Here is a 20444-nt window from a genome sequence, read left to right on the forward strand (position 1 = left end):
CTCCAACCATACCCCATCAGGCTGCGCCTGCTAGGGTATGGCCTTCCGTCAGTTAAACAACATTCAGTACCCGTGCTCTAATCAGAATATACATCACCGTATTATCCTTCGTATCTGACCGAGCATCGAACAACCAACCTATCAACGGAATGGCAGAAATAAAAGGAACCGAAGAGGTGGAGTTGACCGCATTATGCTGGATTAATCCCCCAATCAACAACGTATCGCCATTTTTCAACTGAACCGTCGTATCAATTGAGCGTTGATTAAAAACAATATCCGTTGCATTAGAAATATTTGAAACACTGTCCGCTTTGGATTTCACCGTTAACATGACACTGTCACCATTCAACACTACCGGTGTTACATCAAGCGAAATCCCTACATCACGTCGCTCAATGGTCTGAAAAGGATTTTTAACATCAACACCCTGACCAATAATTTTACCCGTCACAATCGGCACATTCTGACCGGATGAAATCAATCCGCGTTTACCGGATAAAGTCAAAATACGCGGCACAGATAATAACTTACTGTGCTTATCACCCTGAACCGCCGTTAATGCCAAACCTAAAACATTGCCTGAAAAAATGCCAAATGACCCACCGCTACTTACCAAAGGAACAAAACCCGTTAAATAACGTAATACCGCTGCAAGTCCTAATAATACGGGCATTAATCACCTCCCTTGCGTAACAACGAAGTTAACGAAGTGAAAACATACCAAAACGTCAATGCTGCCATTGCCCACGAAAGCAATGATTTTATTGCGGTTAACTTATCGCACCCAATTCTGATTTCATAAACGTCGTCTGCAAAAAGAATAAAATCAGAACACCCCTGACCATTAGGAAAAATAGACACATGACTAAAAATTGAACGCCAAAAAGATCCCTCTTTAACCTCTAACGGACTGGCAATCTTAACCACTGTATCAAATACCGATTCTCCTTGACCATATAAAGTCGTATCAGGATCAGCAAAATTACCTGCCCCTCTTAATAAATTATCAAACGACCCAGAAATACTTTTTAATGATTCATCGGTTTTTTTAGTCGCCTCTGAAGTATCCTTACCACTATCATATTCTTCAATTAACGATTTTTTTAACGCCGTTTCTACCGCAGAAGCAATATCATCCTCGTCATCTAAACCATTCCCACCCAAACCACCGCCGATACTACCGCTTCCTTCATTCCCGCCGGAACCGCCACCTGGACTACTGCCGCCCTCATGCCCACCAGAACCCTCACCCGGATTACCTCCATGACTGCCAAAGCCATTACCCGCACCTTCTTCAACAACTTTACCTGTCGGTTTCCAATCCGCTGCAACCGTATCACCAATTGGTACAATCGTGCCGGTTGCAATATACTGACAACCCTCAATATTGACATAATAATCACGACCGATTTTATAAGTATTAGAATAAGTCTTTGCTTCTATCGGTTTTGCTAAACAATCCTTTTCATCATTCTTACCCCAATAAACCGTAATACCCCATTTAACATACACAAGCTCTTTACTCGCAGAAGGCACTTTACAACTCTTATCTAACTCATATTTAGTTTGATACCCTTGATTTACAAAAGAATCTTTAACAATCTCATAAAAATCTAAAGCCGCATCTTTCGCTTCCGCACATGGCCTGACAGCACTTTCTTTTTCAGGATCCCAAATAACTTCTAACTCATGATAAGATGTTTCCCACTCAGCATGAGCAAAAAAGGAAATTGAAAATAATAAAAAAATATAAAGCCAGTTGTTCATAAATAACCCCTAAAAGTGGGGGCATTACCCCCATCAGGTTATCAAACCGCTTTTGAAGAAAATTTCTTAAATAAACGAATTGCCAGCCCTGCGCCAACAACCGCAACCACAACAGGCCAAACTTTACCAATTAAGGTATTCGCTTGAGTAAGCAATGAATCCATCGCCTGACCCGCATAATCAGGCACTGTACCTGTAGCGCCATCCGCTAAGGCCATTCCTGAAAAAAGGAAAAGTGATACCGCTAAATATTTATTTAAAATAAATTCCTTTACGTTAGATAAAAATTTCATACTGAAACCTCCGCTAATTTTTTAAAGACCAAAATGGAGTAAGAGAACCCCCAACCAATAGCAAAAGCCGAGAATAAATAAACGATTTCCATTACCTCTGTCCTCCTGCTATAAATCCAAGACCGAAACATAAGACAATTCCAATCTCGAAAATCAGGTTATATACTTCCGGTAACCCTACTGTTGCCATAGCGATTACCTATTCTGCTAAATCAAGGAACATTTCAACGTTATACCCAAGTGTCATTTGCCCTGTTTTTTTATCAGGATATCTAAAGGAACGCTCATAACCTGAAATACGACAAACCAGTTCATTGATTTCTGAGTCAATCACACCCACACGTCGTTTAGAACGAATTTTGACTATAGGCGGTTTAGAATAAGGGTCAGGCGCAGGTAAAATAACAGTGGTATAAACGTGTCCATCATCAGAAGTACTGACACGGGTCACTTTTCCACTAATCACCGTTTGATATAAGGGCAATGCAGCCATAATGGTTCACCTTTCTTGATTTAAGCATTTGCAACTTGTTTAAATGGATAAATAGTATTTTGACGTTCAAAAACACTCACTGGCTCGACATACCAGTCAGGACGTTGTTGAGAAAAATCGATATGGATAACTTTATAAAAAGGAATGACGTTAGATTTATCGCCCGTGAGATTTTGTAATTGTGATTTACTGATACCAACATCAGTTAATAAAGTTAAGTAACGCCAAAACGTCACTCGACTCATGGAATTAAGGACATTGTAAAATCCTTCATTGACTAAACGGCGATAAAAACCGAATATCCGTTGGGCTTTGGCATAGGAAATGTTGCCTTTTGGCGTGGTAGAATAATAATGAGATTTTAATCGTTCAAAAATATGTTCATCATCATAAATATTCATTTCCATTCCCCTCAATGCCGTCAGCAAATCATCAAAACTTTTCATCCACAGATCGTAAATTAAATTAGCCCCACCACGTTCATATTGTTGTTGATAAAGACAAAGCGCCGAAAAATTAACCGGAATCGAGTTATCTTTTAAAAAACGTTTTTTTAATCGCCCTTCTAATCTCAACAGGTTATTGGCAAAATCAATCAGGCGTTTATCATTTAAAATGGCATACTGATTAAGCAACACGTCATCATTAGGATTAGCCCGCAATTTTCTTTGTATTTCACCCAAACGTTTTGCCAGTTCAAGCGCTTTATTATAAATGCACAGTTCCCTGAGTTTAGAACCACGATTAAAATAAACGGTTGATTCATGATCATTGGATTTTGTCGCTTTGGTTTGTCCATGACTGATATTTTTGAAATAAGCGATCACCTGTTTACAAATACTTTCCGTCGGTAATCTCACTGATAACGTTGTATGAAGCTCAGAAACTTCGGTATTCGTTACATCTAACAAATTAAAAAGATGTGGCATGGAAGCCGCTAAATTAGTGATTAACTCCAAACCACATAATGCAATATTGGTTGAACCAAATACGTTATGCCCCTGTAAGAGCTTGGCAGGTGAAGCCTTAAGATTGACTCGCGGGAAAATCAAATGAGTTCCCTGATAAATCTTCATGCCCAAACTGGCAAAATGCGTTGGTAACGATTCAAAAGGATGCGCTAATCCCTGAACAGATAAATCCCCTTTTATTTCAAATTCCACATCACGAGCAGACAAGCGAATACCACTTAATTTAGCAATCTGTATAAAATCGATAGATCCTCCTCCATGCTCCCTATCACGAGATGTTCTAGTTACATACTCGTCTTTGAATGGAATTTGGAGTTCAAGAAGATCAATCACAAATAAAATCCTATTCTATTTTCTATTTAATCTTGTATTTTTGAATACAAAAATCCATGAATTCTTTTTCATATTAAAAATAGCTGAAAAAATTCATGTATGCAAGAATTCTTATAAAGAATAAGAAAAAGATACTAGGATGCAATGCATACAACGCATACAAGAAACAAGGAATACAACTATGAAAGAAAAAGAAGACACTACTTCTGCAAGAATAAAAATATCCAGAAAAATGAAATTAGAACAAATAGCAATAGAAGTTGGCTATATCACAAAAAAACCCTATAAATGGACGGACATACTAAGTCATTTAATAGATCACTATGCAAATGATGCAAAACAAGACATATATCGGTTTTATTATTTTCTGTCGAAGCACCCGTGAACCAGCCCTTCGGCAAAAATGAAAATCCGGTATCGGCTTCTGTTACTTTATTTTCAGCCAAACCACCTTGTATCTTGAAAACGGTTTAAAATAGTTACAATTAGATTTGGCAAGGTGCATGCAGCCCGATTCCTCCTTGTATCTTGAAAACGGTTTAAAATAGTTACAATTAGATTTGGCAAGGTGCATGCAGCCCGATTCCTCCTAGGGTTTTAAGCCCGTTAATTAGCGACCGGCGCATACACTGAGCCACTCATCTGAAACCCGAACAGTTGTCCGTACTCCATAACGCATTTGCAAGGATGGGTAATCATGAGTCAGCCAAATCCACTTTGTGTGGGTATTGATGTTTCTAAAGCAACGCTGGACATAGCAGCCAGCTGTGATATTGCACAGTTTACGGTCAGTAATGACTCTGACGGTTTTGATGCCATTATCGCCGAATTGAGAAAGCATTCGGTGGTGTTGGTTCTGATGGAGGCAACTGGCGGGCTTGAAGCTACTGTGGCCTGCTCGCTCCAGGCTGAAGGCTTTGACGTCACTGTGATCAATCCCAGACAATCCCGAGACTTTGCCCGCGCTATGGGCTATCTGGCAAAAACTGACCGTATTGATGCCAAAGTGCTTGCACAAATGGCAGAGGTTATTAATCGACATCCGGAGCGAGAGCGCTTTATCCGGACTCTGCCAAATGCAGAACGTCAGGTTCTTGCTGCGATGGTCGTACGCAGACGCCAGTTGATTACAATGTTGGTGGCAGAACGTAATAGGCTGTATACCGCACATCCACAGAATAGAAAAAGCATCATCATCATCATCAAGGCGCTGGAAGATGAACTTGCCAGAATCGATGAGGATATGAACAACCACATAAGGAACCACTTTAAGGATCTGGCCGCTAGGCTGAGCAGCATTAAAGGGGTTGGTACCATGACAGTTGCTGCGTTGTTGGCGGAGCTTCCCGAACTGGGCAGCCTCTCGAGGCGAGCTATTAGCGCGCTTGTAGGCGTTGCCCCCATAAACCGGGACTCGGGTACCATGCGTGGTCGGCGAACCATATTTGGCGGAAGGGACGGAGTCCGAACAGCACTTTATATGGCCGCGCTTGTAGCAACTCGCTTTAATCCGGTGATAAAAGCCTTTTACATGCGTCTGCTTGCAGCGGGAAAAGCCAAAAAAGTGGCGCTGGTCGCCTGTATGCGCAAGCTGCTGACTATCCTGAACGCGATGCTCAGAAAGAACGAAGAATGGAATGAGTCGTACCATCACGTTTCTCCATAATTTTAACGTTCAAGACAGTTGCTAATAAGATAATATCGCCATCAGCAACGCTCACTTGCGTATTGACCTGACGTTTAATCAACGTTGGACTGTTATTCACGCCCGTCTCTGTTTTAGCAAAATTTGACAATTGCTGGTCAATGGTTAAATCAACACCGTTTTGTCGAATTTGCGGACGTACATTCAGAATAACACCACTAGAACGATATTCTATCGACTGAACAGGCTTATTATCAGCATAACTCACCTTACCTAACACAGGCACATCTGAGCCGACAGAAAATGATGCTTGCGCCCCATTTTTTACCCGTAGTCTGGGCGAGCTCACCACATGAAAACGGCTATCAGTACGGAACAATTCATATAACGCATCTAATGAACCTAAATTAAAGCGAACAAAATTGTCAAATCCTGCCTCTTTACCGATACCAACATTAAATTTACCGGAAACCAATTTGGCAGCCAATGCCAAGCCTGACCCATTACGCTCAGCGGTTTGTACCTCAAAGACATAGGCAGAAACCACCACTTCATCCGTTACAGTATCGATTTTAGGTAACAATACTTTTAATCGCGCAATATCGGCTTTAGTACCATAATAAACCAGTACATTTGCCAGCAATACGCCATTGAGCTGATAAATTTTGTTGCGACGGATTTTGATGTAATTTTTCCATAGTGACTGAATTAATAGCCGATTCATGGCCAGGAGGACTTTTGTGCGTTATCCGGTTACCGCCAAAAAATTGATAAAGAAAATAGACTGAAGCAATGACCAGCAACAACAATCCTGATGTTAATAACCAGAATTTAGATTGACTAAAAAGACTCTGTCGCTTATCCACTACCTGTTCTTGACCATGCCCCCCTTCATAAGCGTGATAAAGCGGAAAGATAGCCTTGTCATAACTGCACTGATAGGATGAAGTACGGTTATTTTTAAACAGTTTAATCCCTGAATAAACATCGACCCGATAGCGATTTCGTAACCCTAACGCCACCAGTTTGGTCATTCTGTAAGTAGTCTCAATCCTATCTTTGATAAACCGCGGTAAATTGACCACCGACTGATTTAATACCACCAAATCACAGGTGATACCTTTTGCATTTACAAAATGGCCATGTTCGGCAATAAATGAGCGGTGTTGTTGCGGAATTTTATCGTTTTCCCAAATGCGCCAGGCTTCATCAACGCAAATCAAATCGCCAGCCTGACAAAAAGTCTCTTCTGCGATACCCGTTTCTGTTTTAAATGGAAAAAAATTGGCCTCTTTAACCTGTTCATTATCAACGCAGATAATCTTGCCTAATTGATGCACATCCGCTTTTTTCTTCTCTAAACAATAAGTGGTAATTTTCGCTACCGAAATGCCATAGATATTCGTTACAATTCGGCGACCTTTCATAAAAGCCGGAATAATCACGTTACAAACCACTTCGTAGGATTTACCGCTTCTTGGAATCCCCACATAGGCTGAAATCGCCATATATCACCCTATCACCGGAATCCGTCGCACAATAAAACGGGTCAGATAAGCCGAAATCACAATCTTAATCCCCGTTATCACAGCAAACAGATTCATGAAATACCAGACACTATCAGGAAGTTGACCAATCAACTCCGGCAAATTCGTTGACGTGGGTAGTAAAGCTAATAAAACAGGGACAAATTCGGTGACCACTAAAAACAGCGCCGAAAACACAATAAATTTAATTGCCAGCGTTCTAAAAACGAACCCTAATAAAAAATTAAATGCGGACACAATCAAGGCATACATCACTTAATCCCCTTAAGAAGACAATACAATCCGTAACCCCATAAATGACCAGATAATCATTGAAAACAGGGTCAACAAATCACGAATGCTTTCAAACAAGGTGCAATAAGCATCAATGACAAAACGCTGCTCAAACACTTCAAAAGTCGCTACCGGACATGACGCTGCCCGTTCTGGTAAATTAAAATTTTTCAAAAAAGGAAAGAGATGCTGTAATGGCGATAATACCGATTCTGCCGTCGGTGAATCTAAATCCGGCTCATTATTATCAGGATGCGATAAATCGGTTCCCTGACCATTACCTTTTGAACCAGAAGATTGCCCAAAATTTGAAGAAGCACCCGAAGATGAACTGACACCCGATTGACTTGTTCCTGATGAGGCAAAATTTTATTTTTAGACATCCAACCCGGATTGAGTAATTTAAGGAATGAGGTTATAAGACTTAGTCCTTATTTAAAAATGCCAAATGTTCATTTAGGTATAGATCCAGAATTTATGATGCACAATGGAAATATACCAGGTAAAGTAATAGGATCAATATCTTATGTTGATATCAATTATATTATTGATTATTTATCAAACCTGGTTGAACAGTTTAATTTACCACCTAAAGTTTTAATTATTCATCGGTTTACCAAAAGAATGGCTATTGGTTTTGAAAAAGTGAAGAATTCGAAAAACGTCCAAGTTGTTTTAAATATGGATGGTTTTGGTTCTCCTTCGCTAAAAAAACTTAAGTACAACCAAGTTATATCTTCAGAATACAGTATTAAATATTCAGGCATAAAAATATTTTATAAAAATGATTTAATCTCGCCTCCTCATCGACTCCTATCTAAGAAAGAAATTCTTAGTTTAAAACCAAAACCTTTATATATACAATATCAATAAAACCCAATCGACCTTTAACGCAAATAGAAGAAAGCAGCTTACCAGCGATGGCTAAAATGTTAACAAAAAATTATTTTTATTAAAAAATAATTGCGTTTATATACCCTCTCTGCCAAATATTTTGCTAATTTTTATCAGATAGCAATACAACACTTTTTCATATACCTGCCTTGGCACATAAAATATTTTTCATAAATTCCATTTTTAAACTGTTTTAGTGATAAATACTGTCAAATTAATCCGCATTATTTAAAAGTTTAGCCTGGCTAATAATGAGAAAAATAATTTGCAGATACTCGACATACATTGTTCATCAATTTAATCATATTGTTAAAATCATTTTACTATTTTTTTCTTCTAAAATTTCCCAAATTGGGATGTATTTAATATAAGTACAATCTATAACCTATAACCTATAACCTATAACCTATAACCTATAACCTATAACTAAAATCATGTTTAGCTCAATTTCTATAAAATCGAGGTATATAATAGAATTAAGATTACTATTTAATATATTGCTATATAGAATATTATTCCTCAAATTTGATAATATATATCAAGAAATAATTAAAGCTAAACATGTGTTTGATTATATTACTTTATTTATATTTCGTTCAGTCGCTGATTTAGCCGCTAATCCATTTATGATATTATTATAAGCATCATCTCTCAGAGATTTACCTTCATTTTTCATTTGCTTAATAAAATAATGGTTATGATGTTGCGTGTAAATAGCTTTTGCTTGTTCATCATGTTGGATGAGTTTTTGCAAATCATTCCAATTAAAAGTTTTATCAGAAATACTATCTTGATGTTTTAGTGCTTGTTTAATTGTTTCATTTTCACTTGCTAATTTTAAAAGATCTTGCACCCTAGATTCTAATACTTTTTCTTTTGTCTTGGTTGATAGAGATATATTATAACTTTCTTTTACATACTCCAATCTAGATATTAAACTATAACTTCCTTGTTGCTTGTCTAATTTATTTCCCAAACGGTCAATGCTATATTCACCATCGTCAAGCATCCCCTTTATTATTTTTAGATCATCTGATAGTAAAGAGGTACGTTGTCGTATAAAATACTTACCCGGTTGTTTTATAAATTGTTTTTGGCTATTTATTATTCTATCAAGTAATTTATTTACTTTAGAATCAACTTGTTGATGCAATTTTTCTACCGTTAGTTGAATATTACTTTTATTTGCTTTATCGATCGTCTTTTGAATTAATGAGAGTAATTTTGCTTCCGCTAAAACTTTTTGCTGCTGCACCATTGTATTGGTTGCCGCTTTAACAACCGTGTTAAAAGTATCAATCGTTGTTACAGTTGATTGTGTTGCTTGATTTGTGCCAGTAGACTTTTCAGTTGTATGTTTCGCCAACTCATCGAAATTTAATCTTTTATCAGCTATATTTTGAGCATCTCTAGCACCTAAATATTTTCCTTCTTGCACCCTAGTTCTTGTACGAATATAAGATCCATAAATAGTAGCTGGTGCCCCGACTAAAGCAGGAACAAAACCTACCGCGCTGCCAATTCCAGTAATTGCACTTAATGAACTTAATGCCATCCCTGCCTGGCCAATAGCAGTGACAGTACCATACTCTATTCTTTGCTTATAGTTATAATGTATTTTACGGTCAGCTATTTCTTTTAATTGTGCAATATTTTCTTTAATAATATCTAGTTGCTGGTTCTTTACTAATAAAGAACGATCTGCTCGCAGTAGCGTATCCCGCTGGTGTCCAGAAATGGTTTGCGAAATTCCATACCCAGTCATCATGATCTGTGCTGGCAAAAGCAGAGTATTACTGACCATTCCGGCTAAATCACTGACGGCTTCTGCTCCACTGATCCCTTGGGACATCACTAGATCTGCGATTGATTTGGCAGACAGTCCAACCATTCCACCTGTCATTAAACTCATCGCCGCTGCTTGTAATGGAGAAGAATTACGGTCAATTTTTACTGCCGGCACTTCTTGTTGCATACGTTGATATTCGGTAGCCATATAAAGTGTCTTGGCGGCAGAATTACCTTGTTCTTGTGATTGTTCTTGCAAATACTTCCAAGTAGTTCATAGTTGCTGTAAATTTTCGATATTTTCTTTTTCACTTCCACCTTGTAACCAATTAATCCAAATATCAAAAAATGGTTCAATTTTTTCTTCAAAAAGCTTCTTATTGACATCATCTTCAGCAAAATTTTGTTGTAATATTTTTAATATCTCTTGTTTTTTTTCCTTAATATCATTCATAAATGTAGGATAAATATCTTTAAAACTTTCTACTGATTCATCAAAAGCGCCTTTTGCACCTATTCCAACCAAAGGAATAGCTGGTAGTAATATACTTAACGATAATAATGACTGATGAAATTGTGGTAAAATTTGTCCTGTCGCTCCGGTAAATTCATCAATTCCATCAATAGAACGCAAATAATTATATGCTGACATTGCTATTTTATTACAAAAAGTTTTTGTATTACTTAATATATTTTTTTGTTTATCTAAATCCCCTGACTGCACAAGAATAGATGGTATCGAATCATTATTTATATTTTGATTAGAATTACTAACATTACTTATCATAGACGAAAAAGGTGATTGACTTATATCCTTTTTAGGTTCTGATATTTTTTCCAAACAATTAGTAGGATTAATAGAATTAGAGAAAAAGGTAGAGGAGATAGAAAGCATATAATGTCCTTTACATCGTTTTAAATGATATTGATAAACAATATCATTTATAATATCAATTTTTTTGGTCTTGGTGGTAGATTTTTATTGCTAACTTTTGGCTCTATCACATTAATAATAAGAAATTTATTTTTGCTAGAATGGAATGATTTTTGGCAACTAAAGCATAAAAAAACTTTTAACAATAGACAATAGCAGAAAATCTCCTTAACAAATCAAATAACGATTTATTAAATGTATATTGTGCCTTTAATTACATATTAAGAGATGTCTAATAATTATTAGAATTGAATTATTATTTACTTCATTAAGTATTAAAACTGAATGGTATTAAAAATTTTTTATGAATAACAACAAAAATAATCAATTTTCTAGCAAACTATTATTTGGTAAGCCTGAATAAAATTAAGTTATGTTAGAGTTTATTTTTTACAGCAACTAATTAAATTTTGTTATTTTATTACATTAACACCAGCAATCGAGTAAAGGTTACGCTGCTGTTTCTTAAGCGACTAACAGATAAAATTGGCCTGCCAATACAAAATTATTCCCCACTTTATCATCATTTTTTTCAATAAAATTTATTTTATTTGTTCAGAAGTTATTATTGTATTTTTCTAAATTATAATCAAAATCTATCCTAATAATGGTGATGACTTGCATTTGCGCAGATTTAAATCAGCTAGTAATTGTTCTTTTTTTATTTTTGCAGCAGTTAGCCGCAATTGAAAATCAAATTAAAGATAAATATCGAATGGTATACCATCCATAAATTCTGGAGAAAAATCAATGGAAAATAATCTCATTAATTCTCCCCTTTTCCGTCAACAAGCCTATATTAACGGTCAATGGGTCGATGCTGATAAGCATTCAACATTTAATGTTATCAATCCTGCTAATGGTGATGTAATTGCTAAAGTCAGTGATTTAGGCAAAATCGAAACACAAAAAGCTATCGATGCCGCTGACAAGGCATTACCCGCATGGCGTGCAATGAGCGCAAAACAACGCAGTCAGATTTTAAATAAATGGTTTTATCTGATTATGGAAAATCAGACAGCCTTAGCAGAAATATTGAGCCTGGAGCAAGGTAAATGCCACAGCGAAGCAATGGGTGAAATAACTTATGGCGCTAGTTTTATCCAATGGTTTGCGGAAGAAGGAAAGAGAACTTATGGTGAAACAATTCCTTCTCCTGTCGCTGATTGCCGAATAATGACTATCAAACAAGCGGTTGGTGTCGTAGCTGCCATTACGCCATGGAATTTTCCCAATGCCATGATCACAAGAAAAGTTGCCCCTGCCCTGGCTGCTGGCTGTACCGTTATTCTAAAACCCGCGGCTGAAACACCTCTATCAGCTTTAGCATTAGCAGTACTGGCTGAGAAAGCAGGTATTCCTGCTGGTGTTTTAAATATTGTACCCAGTACCGATGCAAAAACAGTTGGTTCGGTTATGACAGCAAGCTCGATAGTCCGCAAATTAACCTTCACTGGCTCAACGCAAGTGGGGAAATTATTAATGGCGCAGTGTGCTAATACAGTCAAAAAGATCTCATTAGAGTTAGGCGGCAATGCACCTTTTATTGTTTTCGATGATGCTGATTTAGAAGCTGCTGTTCAAGGTGTATTAGCAGCAAAATTTCGCAATAGTGGACAGACTTGCGTTTGTGCTAATCGTATCTTGGTTCAAGCAACTATATATGACGAATTCGCAAAACGACTTAGTGCAGCTGTAAAAACTCTGCGCGTCGGGCCAGCAAGTCAAAAAGATGCTCAACTAGGACCGTTAATTAATCAGCAAGCCATCGACAAAGTAAAACAACATATTACGGATGCTATCGCGCATGGGGCACACCTGTTAACCGGCGGCAATGTTGCCTCACAAGGAAAATTATTCTTTGAACCAACGATATTGACTGATGTAAATAACCAAATGAAAATCGCTAAAGAAGAGACATTTGGCCCATTAGCACCATTATTTAAATTTACTGACGAATCAGAAGCAATTCAGTTAGCTAATGAAACCGAATTTGGCTTAGCGGCCTATTTTTATTCACGCGATATTAGCCGTATCTATCGAGTTGCTGAAGCATTGGAAACAGGTATGATTGGCATTAATGAAGGACTCATCTCTAATGAAATGGCGCCTTTTGGTGGTATTAAACAATCAGGACTCGGGCGCGAAGGCTCCCATTATGGTATCGATGAATTTTTAGAATTAAAATATCTCTGTTTTGGTAATATTAAAACGACTACATAATTTAACTTAATGAAATATTAATAATTTTTATAAAAAATGAAAATTTGAGGGTAATGTTAACCTGATAAAATTAGTTGCATTGACCCTCTGTGTTTTAAAACTCTATAGAATTTTAATTTAACACTAGATGATCTTGTATTGGATTGCTTTTTGCTAATAAATGCAGTTTATTAACAACTTTTGACAACAATTAGTTAACAACTATAATTTATAATTAAAAATATCACTTTAATATATTATTATAAAATATATTATTTATATTGATAATATTATTGTGCATATAAAATCGAATAGTTAATGTTATGCTAATAGGATCTTATGATGTTTTTACCTTTTTTCATCGCTTTTCTGGTCACTATCTCACTTATTCTCAAACAGAGAAAACTAAGTTATATCCTTTTATTAATGCTGTTTATTATAACTATCTTATTATTTAAATATCATGCAAGCGACAATATCAACCTATCGTTTTAGTTAGAGAATTATGATGAAAACACTATCTTCAACAAAAGTTATTTCTAATCTGAATATTCTAGGACTATTAGGAATATCTGTAACATTAATCATTGCATTCTATTATCAAATTATATTACATGAAATACCCTGCCCACTATGCTTATTACAACGAGTGGGTATTATAATGATAGGTATCGGTTTTCTATTTAATCTTATCTTTGGTATTAATCAGCGTCATTATAGTATAATTATTCTTAGTTCTATCACCATATGTATCACTGCAACCCGCCAAGTATTAATTCATATTCTGCCAGGTGATCCTGGATATTATTCTACAGTCTTCGGTTTGCATCTTTATACTTGGTCGCTAATTTTCTCCTTAGCCATCATTCTGTTCGTTTGTGTATTAATGTTATTCAATAGCGCTGAAATACAAGTAGCAAAATCCCCTGCCAGAGAAATAGCGATTTATCTATTTGTATTTTTAATACTCGCTAACCTTATATCCACAATATTGGAGTGTGGGCTGACACAATGTGTTGATAACCAAACATTTTATAAATTATTAAATTAAAAATCTAATTTATTATCAATTGAAAATTCGCAGTTATAGTATAAATTTTAGACAGTTGAAAATGTCTGCCCTAAAATGTCTATTAAATCGTTTTAAAAAATATTCGTTGTGTTTAAATCGATTAAACAGATATTTAATGCGGTTTGCTATTGCCTATGCTCACGCTAACAAAGCCCTATCTGCGTCATGTCCAGCGCGTCAAGGATGTATTTATTCATCATAAGTATCACACCCTGCCTGACGTTGTCTGGTGACGCTACCGTCACGATTACGTCGTGCAAGTTTGCCGGCGCGTCAGAAATAAATGCAGTCACCGGACACATCACACCCACCAGCACAACAGCTTTCTCACCCTTTACCGTCAAGTTTAGCAAATAGGCGATTTCCTCATTAGTATCGCTACCATGGGTTATTCTAAATTAAAAGTCTTGTTTTGTTAGCAACGGCAAATTAGGCAAAAAACACATTGGCTAAACATACCGCAGGCAGCCTCTATAGAATTTACCTATCGTCACTCCATTAATCTGGATGATACCCACTTAAGTCTTGTTGATAATAACAACGGCAATATAGGATCCTGCGTCAATAAAGTGGCTGACTATCCGATCAAATTTGGATTACTACAATAATTATTTTTCTTCTATGCTTGATTCTTTATTTATATTCTATTTTTTATGGAGTTCGTGACGTGTTTCCAATAAATAATTTATCAACGGTTGCTCATGTTGCTTTGCCCAATAAAAATGATCCAACCAACATGCTGTTGCAGCAATTAATATCATCTTCTGCTCATATTCAAGGGGAAACTCGCTTGCTTCCTAACGGACTAACTGCTCGCGATAATTTTCCGTTACTATTTCAGGTTGTCCTCGATCCGGTAAATGAACAGCCTGAAATAAATGGATTTCAACCTTCACATGACTTTAATTCCTTATACCCAATGATTGGAAAACAAGGAGAAACAACCATTGTTGCCGGAAATTATGATGAAATTGTACGATATGTATCCTGCAATCAAGCCTATGCGGTTTTTGCTATTGCCGCGCTTGGATTACCAGCGGTTTCATTGAAACAGAATTTTGATGATCCTGACACTAGTGCTATAGCGTTGCTATTTTCTGTAACAGGGAGTTTAGAAAGAGCAATAAGTTTTGATGAAACACATATCTTAGGCCCGGTAGATCCAGAACGGGTGGTTTTATTGCATGCACCCTACAGTAATATTAATACTTTACAACTAGAAGTGGCTGAAAATCTTTCACGAACTTATCAACAAGTAGTAAATAAATATATGAATTCCTCTAACCACAGTACTTTTGATATCTGGTTCAGTCTCTATCCCCAATATGAGGCTTTATCTTCATATTTTATAGGCAATGAACTTACACAACAGCAGATAACTAATGGTAATTTAGAAAGAAAAGTCGAGTCCAATAACATTCCTCATAATTCACTCACTGAAAATACTCATCTAGCTCACACGATGGTAAATGGAGAAAAAATAAGATCAGTAACCCCTGAGATATTAAAAGAGATAGTGTTATTAGGTGCAAAAGGGATCGCAAAAGCCGGTGGACTAACAAGGCTCAGTGAAAAATATAATGTGAATTTGAGTACTTTAAATAATTACCTCCATGCGGATGGCACACTGACGGTTAGAGGGAAAGTTTTTTTAGGTGGTAAATCCAATAAATTAACCCCTGAACTATTAAAAGAGATGGCGTCATTAGGTGCTGAAGGGATCGCAAAGGCCGGTGGATTGAGAAGGCTTAGTCAACAATATAACGTGAATTTGCATACCTTAAATAGTTATCTTAATAAAAAGGGCACGCTTACGGTTAATGGAAAAAATTTTTTAGGCGACAAATCCAGTAAATTAACCCCAGAGCTATTAGAAACAATAGCGTCATTAGATGCCGAAGAGTTTACAAAGGCCGGTGGACTAACAGGGCTCAGTGAACAATATAACGTCAATTTAACTACGCTAAATAATTACCTTGACAAAAATGGCATGCTTAAAGTTAGGGGGAAAATTTTCTTAAGTGGTAAATCGAACAAAATAACCCCTGAGCTATTACAAAAAATAGCGTCCTTAGGTGCTGAAGGGTTTGTAATAGCCGGTGGATTGAGAGGGATCAGTGAACAATATAACGTAAATTTGGCGACCTTAAATAATTACGTTGATAAAAACGGCACATTCACTGTAAGGGGAAAAAGTTTTTTAGGCAACAAATCCAATAAAATAACCCCTAGGCTATTAAAAACAATAGCATCATTAGGTGAGGAAGGGATCGCAAAGGCCGGTGGACTAATAGGGATCAGTAAGCAATATAAGGTGAATTTAAGTACCTTAAAAAGTTACCTTGATAAAAATGGCATGCTCACAATGAGGGGGAGGCGTTTTTTGGAAACCCGCTAGCATTTCAGTAAAAGTTGCTCTGTTATTTTTAGCTGGCTAACAGATAAAATCGGTTGGCCAGCAACAAGTCATCCCTTTTCGGATGTTGAAGCTGCTGCTTGTTTAACATATGTATCAATTCGATATCTGTAAACAAAGTTTGGGTACACTGCAATGATTTGAATACCAGCATAGCTGGTATTCGTCGCTTAATATGTCGATGTTCCGTTTTTACCCGAATGGTTAATTATTTATTCTATCCAACAGTAATATCTTTAACCGTAAAATATTCTATTAGTTTTGTTAAAATTGATATCTCACTTATACCTAAAACATCTTTTTTATCAAAACTTACGTCGGATAATAAAAAACCCTATGGTGAACCACAGGGTTGAGAACTAGGAAAATAAAATAGCGTTTAATACAGCACATTGATACAGTTTAACTCTTTATATGCAAGTTCTAAACGCTCAATCATGGAAGTCTGACCCGCACGCAGCCAAACACGAGGGTCATAATATTTTTTATTAGGTTTATCTTCACCTTCTGGATTACCCAGTTGGCTTTGTAGATAACCTTCATTTTTCTTATAATAATTCAAAATGCCTTCCCAGGTCGCCCACTGGGTGTCAGTATCAATATTCATTTTTACCACACCATAACTGACCGCTTCTTTAATTTCTTCAGCAGTAGAGCCTGAACCTCCATGGAAAACAAAATTCAGATTATTTTCCGCTGGCAAATTAAATTTCTGCGCAACGTACTGTTGTGAGTTGTGTAGAATTTTTGGTGTTAATTGAACGTTGCCTGGCTTATAAACACCATGCACATTACCGAAAGATGCCGCAATAGTAAATCGATGACTAATTTTACTCAATTGCTCATAAGCATAAGCGACATCTTCAGGCTGTGTATAAAGCGATGAGCTATCTAAGCCAGTGTTATCGACACCATCTTCCTCACCACCAGTGCAACCTAACTCAATTTCTAGTGTCATGCCCATTTTGCTCATCCGTTGCAAATATTGAGAGCAAATTTCAATATTTTCCGCCAATGACTCTTCAGACAAATCGATCATATGCGATGAAAACAGTGGTTTACCGGTGGTTTTATAATATTCCTCGCCAGCATCTAGCAAGCCATCAATCCATGGCAGTAGTTTACGTGCACAATGATCAGTGTGTAAGATAACAGCGATACCATAATGTTTTGCCATTTGATGCACATGATGAGCACCTGATATTGCGCCTAAAATCGCAGCTTGCTGACCTTCTGCTTTTAGACCTTTACCGGCGATAAACGCAGCACCACCGTTAGAAAATTGGACAATTACCGGAGAACGAACTTTAGCAGCGGTTTCCAAAACAGCATTAATCGAATCTGTACCGACACAATTGACTGCCGGCAACGCAAATTTATGTTCTTTTGCAACGGCAAAAACTTTTTGCACATCATCGCCGGTAATAACACCTGGTTTTACAAAATCAAAAATCTTAGACATGAGATAAAATCCTATTATTGGACAGGTGAACAGTGCTACCTGTCATTTTCTTCAGATATAATTACTGTTTTGCTCGTTCTTCTAACACAACAACTGCAGGTAATTTTTTACCTTCCACAAATTCAAGAAAAGCGCCACCGCCAGTAGAAATATAAGAAATTTTATCCGCAATACCAAACAGATCAATCGCCGCTAATGTATCACCACCACCTGCAATAGAAAAAGCTTCACTTTCTGCAATCGCTTGGGCAATCGCTGCGGTGCCGTGGCGAAAATTAGGGAACTCGAAAACCCCAACCGGACCATTCCATAAAATCGTTTTTGCTTTTTTAAGAATACCCGCCAAACGTTCAGCCGTTTCATCGCCTAAGTCCAAAATCTGCTCATCATCTTTAACATCATTGACAGATTTCATTACCGCCTCGGCTGTTTCAGAAAATTCAGTCGCTACACGAACATCAGTAGGTACAGGAATATCGCAAGTAGATAATAATTTTTCTGCTTCTGGGATCAAGTCATCTTCATATAAAGAACGGCCGACTTTATGACCTTCAGCTGCGATAAAGGTATTGGCAATACCGCCTCCCACAATAATTTGGTCGGCAATTTTTGCTAAAGAATCCAAGACAGTTAATTTAGTCGAAACTTTTGAACCACCAACGATTGCAACCATTGGCCGAGCAGGCTCTTTCAATGCTTTACCTAATGCGTCCAACTCAGCAAATAACAGCGGCCCTGCGCATGCTATAGGAGCAAATTTTGCCACACCATGGGTTGATGCCTGAGCACGGTGCGCCGTACCAAATGCATCCATTACATAGATGTCACAAAGTGCAGCATATTGCTTAGATAAGTTTTCATCATCCTTTTTTTCACCCCGGTTGAAGCGTACATTCTCAAGAACCACCAGCTCGCCATTAGCAACTTCAACTCCATTTAAATAATCTTTTACTAAACGAACAGGATAGTCGAGCTTATCTGCTAAATAGTCTACAACGGGTTTCAATGAAAATTCCTCATTATACTCACCTTCAATCGGGCGACCTAAATGAGACGTTACCATTACCTTTGCGCCTTGCTTTAAAGCGGTTTCAATCGTCGGTAAAGAAGCACGGATCCGTGCATCAGAGGTAACTTTGCCATCTTTGACAGGAACGTTTAGGTCAGCCCGGATGAATACTTTTTTACCCGCTAGATCTAAATCGGTCATCTTAATTACAGACATGGTGAATCCTCTCGTTGATTCTCTAAATTATTAATCTTCTGCTGTGTATGGAGAGCAATATTCCCCATACTGTCTGTCAACAGATAGATTTGTTGAAACCAGTAGCAGCCATTGCTAATGTCGTATCAAGCATACGATTGGCAAAACCCCACTCATTATCGCACCAAACTAAAATCTTAATTAGGTGTTGCCCACTAACTCGTGTTTGCGTACCATCTACAATAGCACTATGTGGGTCATGATTAAAATCTGTTGATACTAACGACAATTCAGTATAATCAACTATACCACGAAATGAACCTTCTGCTGCTTGTTGCAACAGCTGATTGACTTTAGCTACCGTTACTTTAGATCTTACCGTCACACTGAGGTCGATCGCCGTTACATTGATAGTTGGTACGCGAACCGATATCGCTTCAAAATGATCTTTGAATTTTGGCAATATTCGTGTGATCCCAGCAGCCAATTTGGTATCAACAGGAATAATAGATTGGCTAGCGGCGCGTGTACGACGTAGATCTTGATGATAAGCATCAATAACCGGCTGATCATTCATTGCAGCGTGAATCGTTGTCACTGTACCAGACTCAATATCCAAAGCATCATCTAATATTTTAATCACAGGAATAATACAATTTGTGGTACAAGATGCGTTTGATACCAGTTGATCGCTATTTTTCAAACTGGTTTCATTAACCCCATAAACAATAGTTGCATCAAGATCAGTACTTCCCGGATGAGAAAATAGCACCTTTTTTGCGCCACTTGATAAATGCGCAGAGCCATCGGCCTTTGAGCCATAAACACCGGTACAATCGAGTACTACATCAATATCCAATGCTCGCCATGGTAGTTTTTCAATCTCAGATTGATGAAAAAGATGAATACTGTCATTACCTACAACTAACAAATCGTTATTCAGGCGCACATCATAAGCAAATCGGCCATGACTAGAATCATACTTTAATAAATGCGCTATTCCTTCCGAAGTAGCAATTTCATTAATTGCAACAACAGCAATTTGAGCTCGGTGATCTGATTCATAAAGCGCTCTTAATATGCTACGCCCTATTCGCCCAAAACCATTAATTGCCACTCTAACTACCATACTCTTCCTTCAATATAA

General features: G+C 37.2%; 23 protein-coding genes and 1 pseudogene. 8 read left to right on the top strand and 16 right to left on the bottom strand.

Annotated elements, in window-relative coordinates:
- Positions 1-52: 52 nt before the first annotated feature.
- The 6 genes from AACL31_RS16195 to AACL31_RS16215 form a co-directional block, all read right to left on the bottom strand.
- Entirely contained in the window at positions 53-676 is a 624-nt protein-coding gene (locus tag AACL31_RS16195) for a hypothetical protein (protein WP_339053398.1), read from the bottom strand.
- Positions 676-1770, bottom strand: coding sequence for a hypothetical protein (locus AACL31_RS16200; RefSeq protein ID WP_339053399.1), 1095 nt, complete (start codon positions 1768-1770; stop codon positions 676-678). Before AACL31_RS16200 ends, AACL31_RS16195 begins: the two co-directional genes overlap by 1 nt.
- A 41-nt stretch (positions 1771-1811) precedes the next feature.
- A complete protein-coding gene (locus tag AACL31_RS16205) occupies positions 1812-2063 on the bottom strand; it encodes a major coat protein (RefSeq protein ID WP_310513228.1) in 252 nt (83 codons plus the stop codon).
- Between the two features lie 91 nt (positions 2064-2154).
- Positions 2155-2253 carry a tail virion protein G7P-2 gene (locus tag AACL31_RS21145; protein WP_310513615.1) on the bottom strand — a complete coding sequence of 33 codons (99 nt, stop codon included), beginning with the start codon at positions 2251-2253 and terminating at the stop codon, positions 2155-2157.
- Positions 2254-2262: 9 nt separating this feature from the next.
- A complete protein-coding gene (locus AACL31_RS16210; RefSeq protein WP_310513614.1) occupies positions 2263-2556 on the bottom strand; it encodes a DNA-binding protein G5P in 294 nt (97 codons plus the stop codon).
- A gap of 20 nt (positions 2557-2576) precedes the next feature.
- On the bottom strand, positions 2577-3860 hold the full coding sequence (locus AACL31_RS16215) for a phage/plasmid replication protein, II/X family (RefSeq protein ID WP_339053400.1): 1284 nt from the start codon (positions 3858-3860) through the stop codon (positions 2577-2579).
- A 181-nt stretch (positions 3861-4041) separates the two neighbouring features.
- Between AACL31_RS16215 and AACL31_RS16220 the strand changes: the two genes are divergently transcribed.
- Positions 4042-4245, top strand: coding sequence for a hypothetical protein (locus tag AACL31_RS16220; RefSeq protein ID WP_339053401.1), 204 nt, complete (start codon positions 4042-4044; stop codon positions 4243-4245).
- Positions 4246-4287: 42 nt separating this feature from the next.
- On the opposite strand, the gene AACL31_RS16225 is transcribed toward AACL31_RS16220, so the two are convergent.
- Positions 4288-4434, bottom strand: coding sequence for a hypothetical protein (locus AACL31_RS16225; protein ID WP_339053402.1), 147 nt, complete (start codon positions 4432-4434; stop codon positions 4288-4290).
- A gap of 123 nt (positions 4435-4557) precedes the next feature.
- On the opposite strand from AACL31_RS16225, the gene AACL31_RS16230 reads away from it, so the two are divergent.
- On the top strand, positions 4558-5526 hold the full coding sequence (locus tag AACL31_RS16230) for an IS110 family transposase (protein WP_339053403.1): 969 nt from the start codon (positions 4558-4560) through the stop codon (positions 5524-5526).
- Here the strand turns inward: AACL31_RS16230 and AACL31_RS16235 are convergent.
- From AACL31_RS16235 to AACL31_RS16245, 3 genes and pseudogenes are all read right to left on the bottom strand, one after another.
- Positions 5507-6139, bottom strand: a pseudogene (locus AACL31_RS16235) (type II secretion system protein GspD); the annotation flags it as partial. The gene AACL31_RS16230 and the pseudogene AACL31_RS16235 sit on opposite strands and share 20 nt — an antisense overlap.
- Positions 6114-7013 carry a zonular occludens toxin family protein gene (locus AACL31_RS16240; protein ID WP_310513601.1) on the bottom strand — a complete coding sequence of 300 codons (900 nt, stop codon included), beginning with the start codon at positions 7011-7013 and terminating at the stop codon, positions 6114-6116. The pseudogene AACL31_RS16235 and the gene AACL31_RS16240, both read right to left, overlap by 26 nt.
- A 3-nt stretch (positions 7014-7016) precedes the next feature.
- Positions 7017-7304, bottom strand: coding sequence for a DUF2523 family protein (locus tag AACL31_RS16245; protein WP_310513600.1), 288 nt, complete (start codon positions 7302-7304; stop codon positions 7017-7019).
- Between the two features lie 115 nt (positions 7305-7419).
- Between AACL31_RS16245 and AACL31_RS16250 the strand changes: the two genes are divergently transcribed.
- Positions 7420-7599 (top strand): hypothetical protein, encoded by a 180-nt coding sequence (locus AACL31_RS16250; protein ID WP_339053404.1) that lies wholly within the window; start codon positions 7420-7422, stop codon positions 7597-7599.
- A 119-nt stretch (positions 7600-7718) separates the two neighbouring features.
- Entirely contained in the window at positions 7719-8198 is a 480-nt protein-coding gene (locus AACL31_RS16255; protein ID WP_339053405.1) for a hypothetical protein, read from the top strand.
- Between the two features lie 592 nt (positions 8199-8790).
- On the opposite strand, the gene AACL31_RS16260 is transcribed toward AACL31_RS16255, so the two are convergent.
- Positions 8791-10266, bottom strand: a complete 1476-nt coding sequence (locus tag AACL31_RS16260) for a hypothetical protein (protein ID WP_339053406.1) — start codon at positions 10264-10266, stop codon at positions 8791-8793.
- Positions 10267-10281: 15 nt separating this feature from the next.
- Positions 10282-10902, bottom strand: coding sequence for a hypothetical protein (locus tag AACL31_RS16265; RefSeq protein ID WP_339053407.1), 621 nt, complete (start codon positions 10900-10902; stop codon positions 10282-10284).
- 789 nt (positions 10903-11691) lie between these two features.
- Between AACL31_RS16265 and AACL31_RS16270 the strand changes: the two genes are divergently transcribed.
- From AACL31_RS16270 to AACL31_RS16280, 3 genes are all read left to right on the top strand, one after another.
- Positions 11692-13164, top strand: a complete 1473-nt coding sequence (locus AACL31_RS16270; protein ID WP_339053408.1) for an NAD-dependent succinate-semialdehyde dehydrogenase — start codon at positions 11692-11694, stop codon at positions 13162-13164.
- Between the two features lie 321 nt (positions 13165-13485).
- On the top strand, positions 13486-13638 hold the full coding sequence (locus tag AACL31_RS16275) for a DUF5993 family protein (RefSeq protein ID WP_238565722.1): 153 nt from the start codon (positions 13486-13488) through the stop codon (positions 13636-13638).
- 13 nt (positions 13639-13651) lie between these two features.
- Entirely contained in the window at positions 13652-14194 is a 543-nt protein-coding gene (locus tag AACL31_RS16280) for a disulfide bond formation protein B (RefSeq protein WP_422389260.1), read from the top strand.
- Positions 14195-14358: 164 nt separating this feature from the next.
- On the opposite strand, the gene AACL31_RS16285 is transcribed toward AACL31_RS16280, so the two are convergent.
- A complete protein-coding gene (locus tag AACL31_RS16285; protein WP_339053409.1) occupies positions 14359-14568 on the bottom strand; it encodes an asparaginase domain-containing protein in 210 nt (69 codons plus the stop codon).
- Between the two features lie 314 nt (positions 14569-14882).
- Between AACL31_RS16285 and AACL31_RS16290 the strand changes: the two genes are divergently transcribed.
- Positions 14883-16613: a hypothetical protein gene (locus tag AACL31_RS16290; protein ID WP_339053410.1), complete on the top strand. Its 1731-nt coding sequence runs from the start codon at positions 14883-14885 to the stop codon at positions 16611-16613.
- Positions 16614-17010: 397 nt separating this feature from the next.
- On the opposite strand, the gene fbaA is transcribed toward AACL31_RS16290, so the two are convergent.
- The 3 genes from fbaA to epd all read right to left on the bottom strand — a co-directional run bounded on the left by fbaA (position 17011) and on the right by epd (position 20426).
- The gene (fbaA, locus tag AACL31_RS16295) at positions 17011-18093 is read right to left on the bottom strand and encodes a class II fructose-bisphosphate aldolase (RefSeq protein WP_339053411.1); all 1083 of its coding nucleotides are present in this window, start codon (positions 18091-18093) and stop codon (positions 17011-17013) included.
- 61 nt (positions 18094-18154) lie between these two features.
- Entirely contained in the window at positions 18155-19318 is a 1164-nt protein-coding gene (gene pgk, locus AACL31_RS16300) for a phosphoglycerate kinase (RefSeq protein WP_339053412.1), read from the bottom strand.
- 76 nt (positions 19319-19394) lie between these two features.
- Positions 19395-20426: an erythrose-4-phosphate dehydrogenase gene (gene epd, locus AACL31_RS16305; RefSeq protein ID WP_339053413.1), complete on the bottom strand. Its 1032-nt coding sequence runs from the start codon at positions 20424-20426 to the stop codon at positions 19395-19397.
- Between the last annotated feature and the right edge of the window lie 18 nt (positions 20427-20444).

Source organism: Arsenophonus endosymbiont of Crataerina pallida (assembly GCF_964020125.1).
Classification (GTDB): Bacteria; Pseudomonadota; Gammaproteobacteria; order Enterobacterales; family Enterobacteriaceae; genus Arsenophonus; species Arsenophonus nilaparvatae.

Coding starts and splice junctions, on each gene's coding strand:
- AACL31_RS16265 (WP_339053407.1), bottom strand. CDS start 10,902: ATGCTTTCTATCTCCTCTACCTTTTTCTCTAATTCTATTAATCCTACT.
- AACL31_RS16270 (WP_339053408.1), top strand. CDS start 11,692: ATGGAAAATAATCTCATTAATTCTCCCCTTTTCCGTCAACAAGCCTAT.
- AACL31_RS16210 (WP_310513614.1), bottom strand. CDS start 2,556: ATGGCTGCATTGCCCTTATATCAAACGGTGATTAGTGGAAAAGTGACC.
- AACL31_RS21145 (WP_310513615.1), bottom strand. CDS start 2,253: ATGGCAACAGTAGGGTTACCGGAAGTATATAACCTGATTTTCGAGATT.
- fbaA (WP_339053411.1), bottom strand. CDS start 18,093: ATGTCTAAGATTTTTGATTTTGTAAAACCAGGTGTTATTACCGGCGAT.
- AACL31_RS16245 (WP_310513600.1), bottom strand. CDS start 7,304: ATGTATGCCTTGATTGTGTCCGCATTTAATTTTTTATTAGGGTTCGTT.
- AACL31_RS16250 (WP_339053404.1), top strand. CDS start 7,420: ATGACAAAACGCTGCTCAAACACTTCAAAAGTCGCTACCGGACATGAC.
- AACL31_RS16230 (WP_339053403.1), top strand. CDS start 4,558: ATGAGTCAGCCAAATCCACTTTGTGTGGGTATTGATGTTTCTAAAGCA.
- AACL31_RS16205 (WP_310513228.1), bottom strand. CDS start 2,063: ATGAAATTTTTATCTAACGTAAAGGAATTTATTTTAAATAAATATTTA.
- AACL31_RS16225 (WP_339053402.1), bottom strand. CDS start 4,434: ATGCACCTTGCCAAATCTAATTGTAACTATTTTAAACCGTTTTCAAGA.
- epd (WP_339053413.1), bottom strand. CDS start 20,426: ATGGTAGTTAGAGTGGCAATTAATGGTTTTGGGCGAATAGGGCGTAGC.
- pgk (WP_339053412.1), bottom strand. CDS start 19,318: ATGTCTGTAATTAAGATGACCGATTTAGATCTAGCGGGTAAAAAAGTA.
- AACL31_RS16195 (WP_339053398.1), bottom strand. CDS start 676: ATGCCCGTATTATTAGGACTTGCAGCGGTATTACGTTATTTAACGGGT.
- AACL31_RS16275 (WP_238565722.1), top strand. CDS start 13,486: ATGTTTTTACCTTTTTTCATCGCTTTTCTGGTCACTATCTCACTTATT.
- AACL31_RS16280 (WP_422389260.1), top strand. CDS start 13,652: ATGAAAACACTATCTTCAACAAAAGTTATTTCTAATCTGAATATTCTA.
- AACL31_RS16240 (WP_310513601.1), bottom strand. CDS start 7,013: ATGGCGATTTCAGCCTATGTGGGGATTCCAAGAAGCGGTAAATCCTAC.
- AACL31_RS16200 (WP_339053399.1), bottom strand. CDS start 1,770: ATGAACAACTGGCTTTATATTTTTTTATTATTTTCAATTTCCTTTTTT.
- AACL31_RS16220 (WP_339053401.1), top strand. CDS start 4,042: ATGAAAGAAAAAGAAGACACTACTTCTGCAAGAATAAAAATATCCAGA.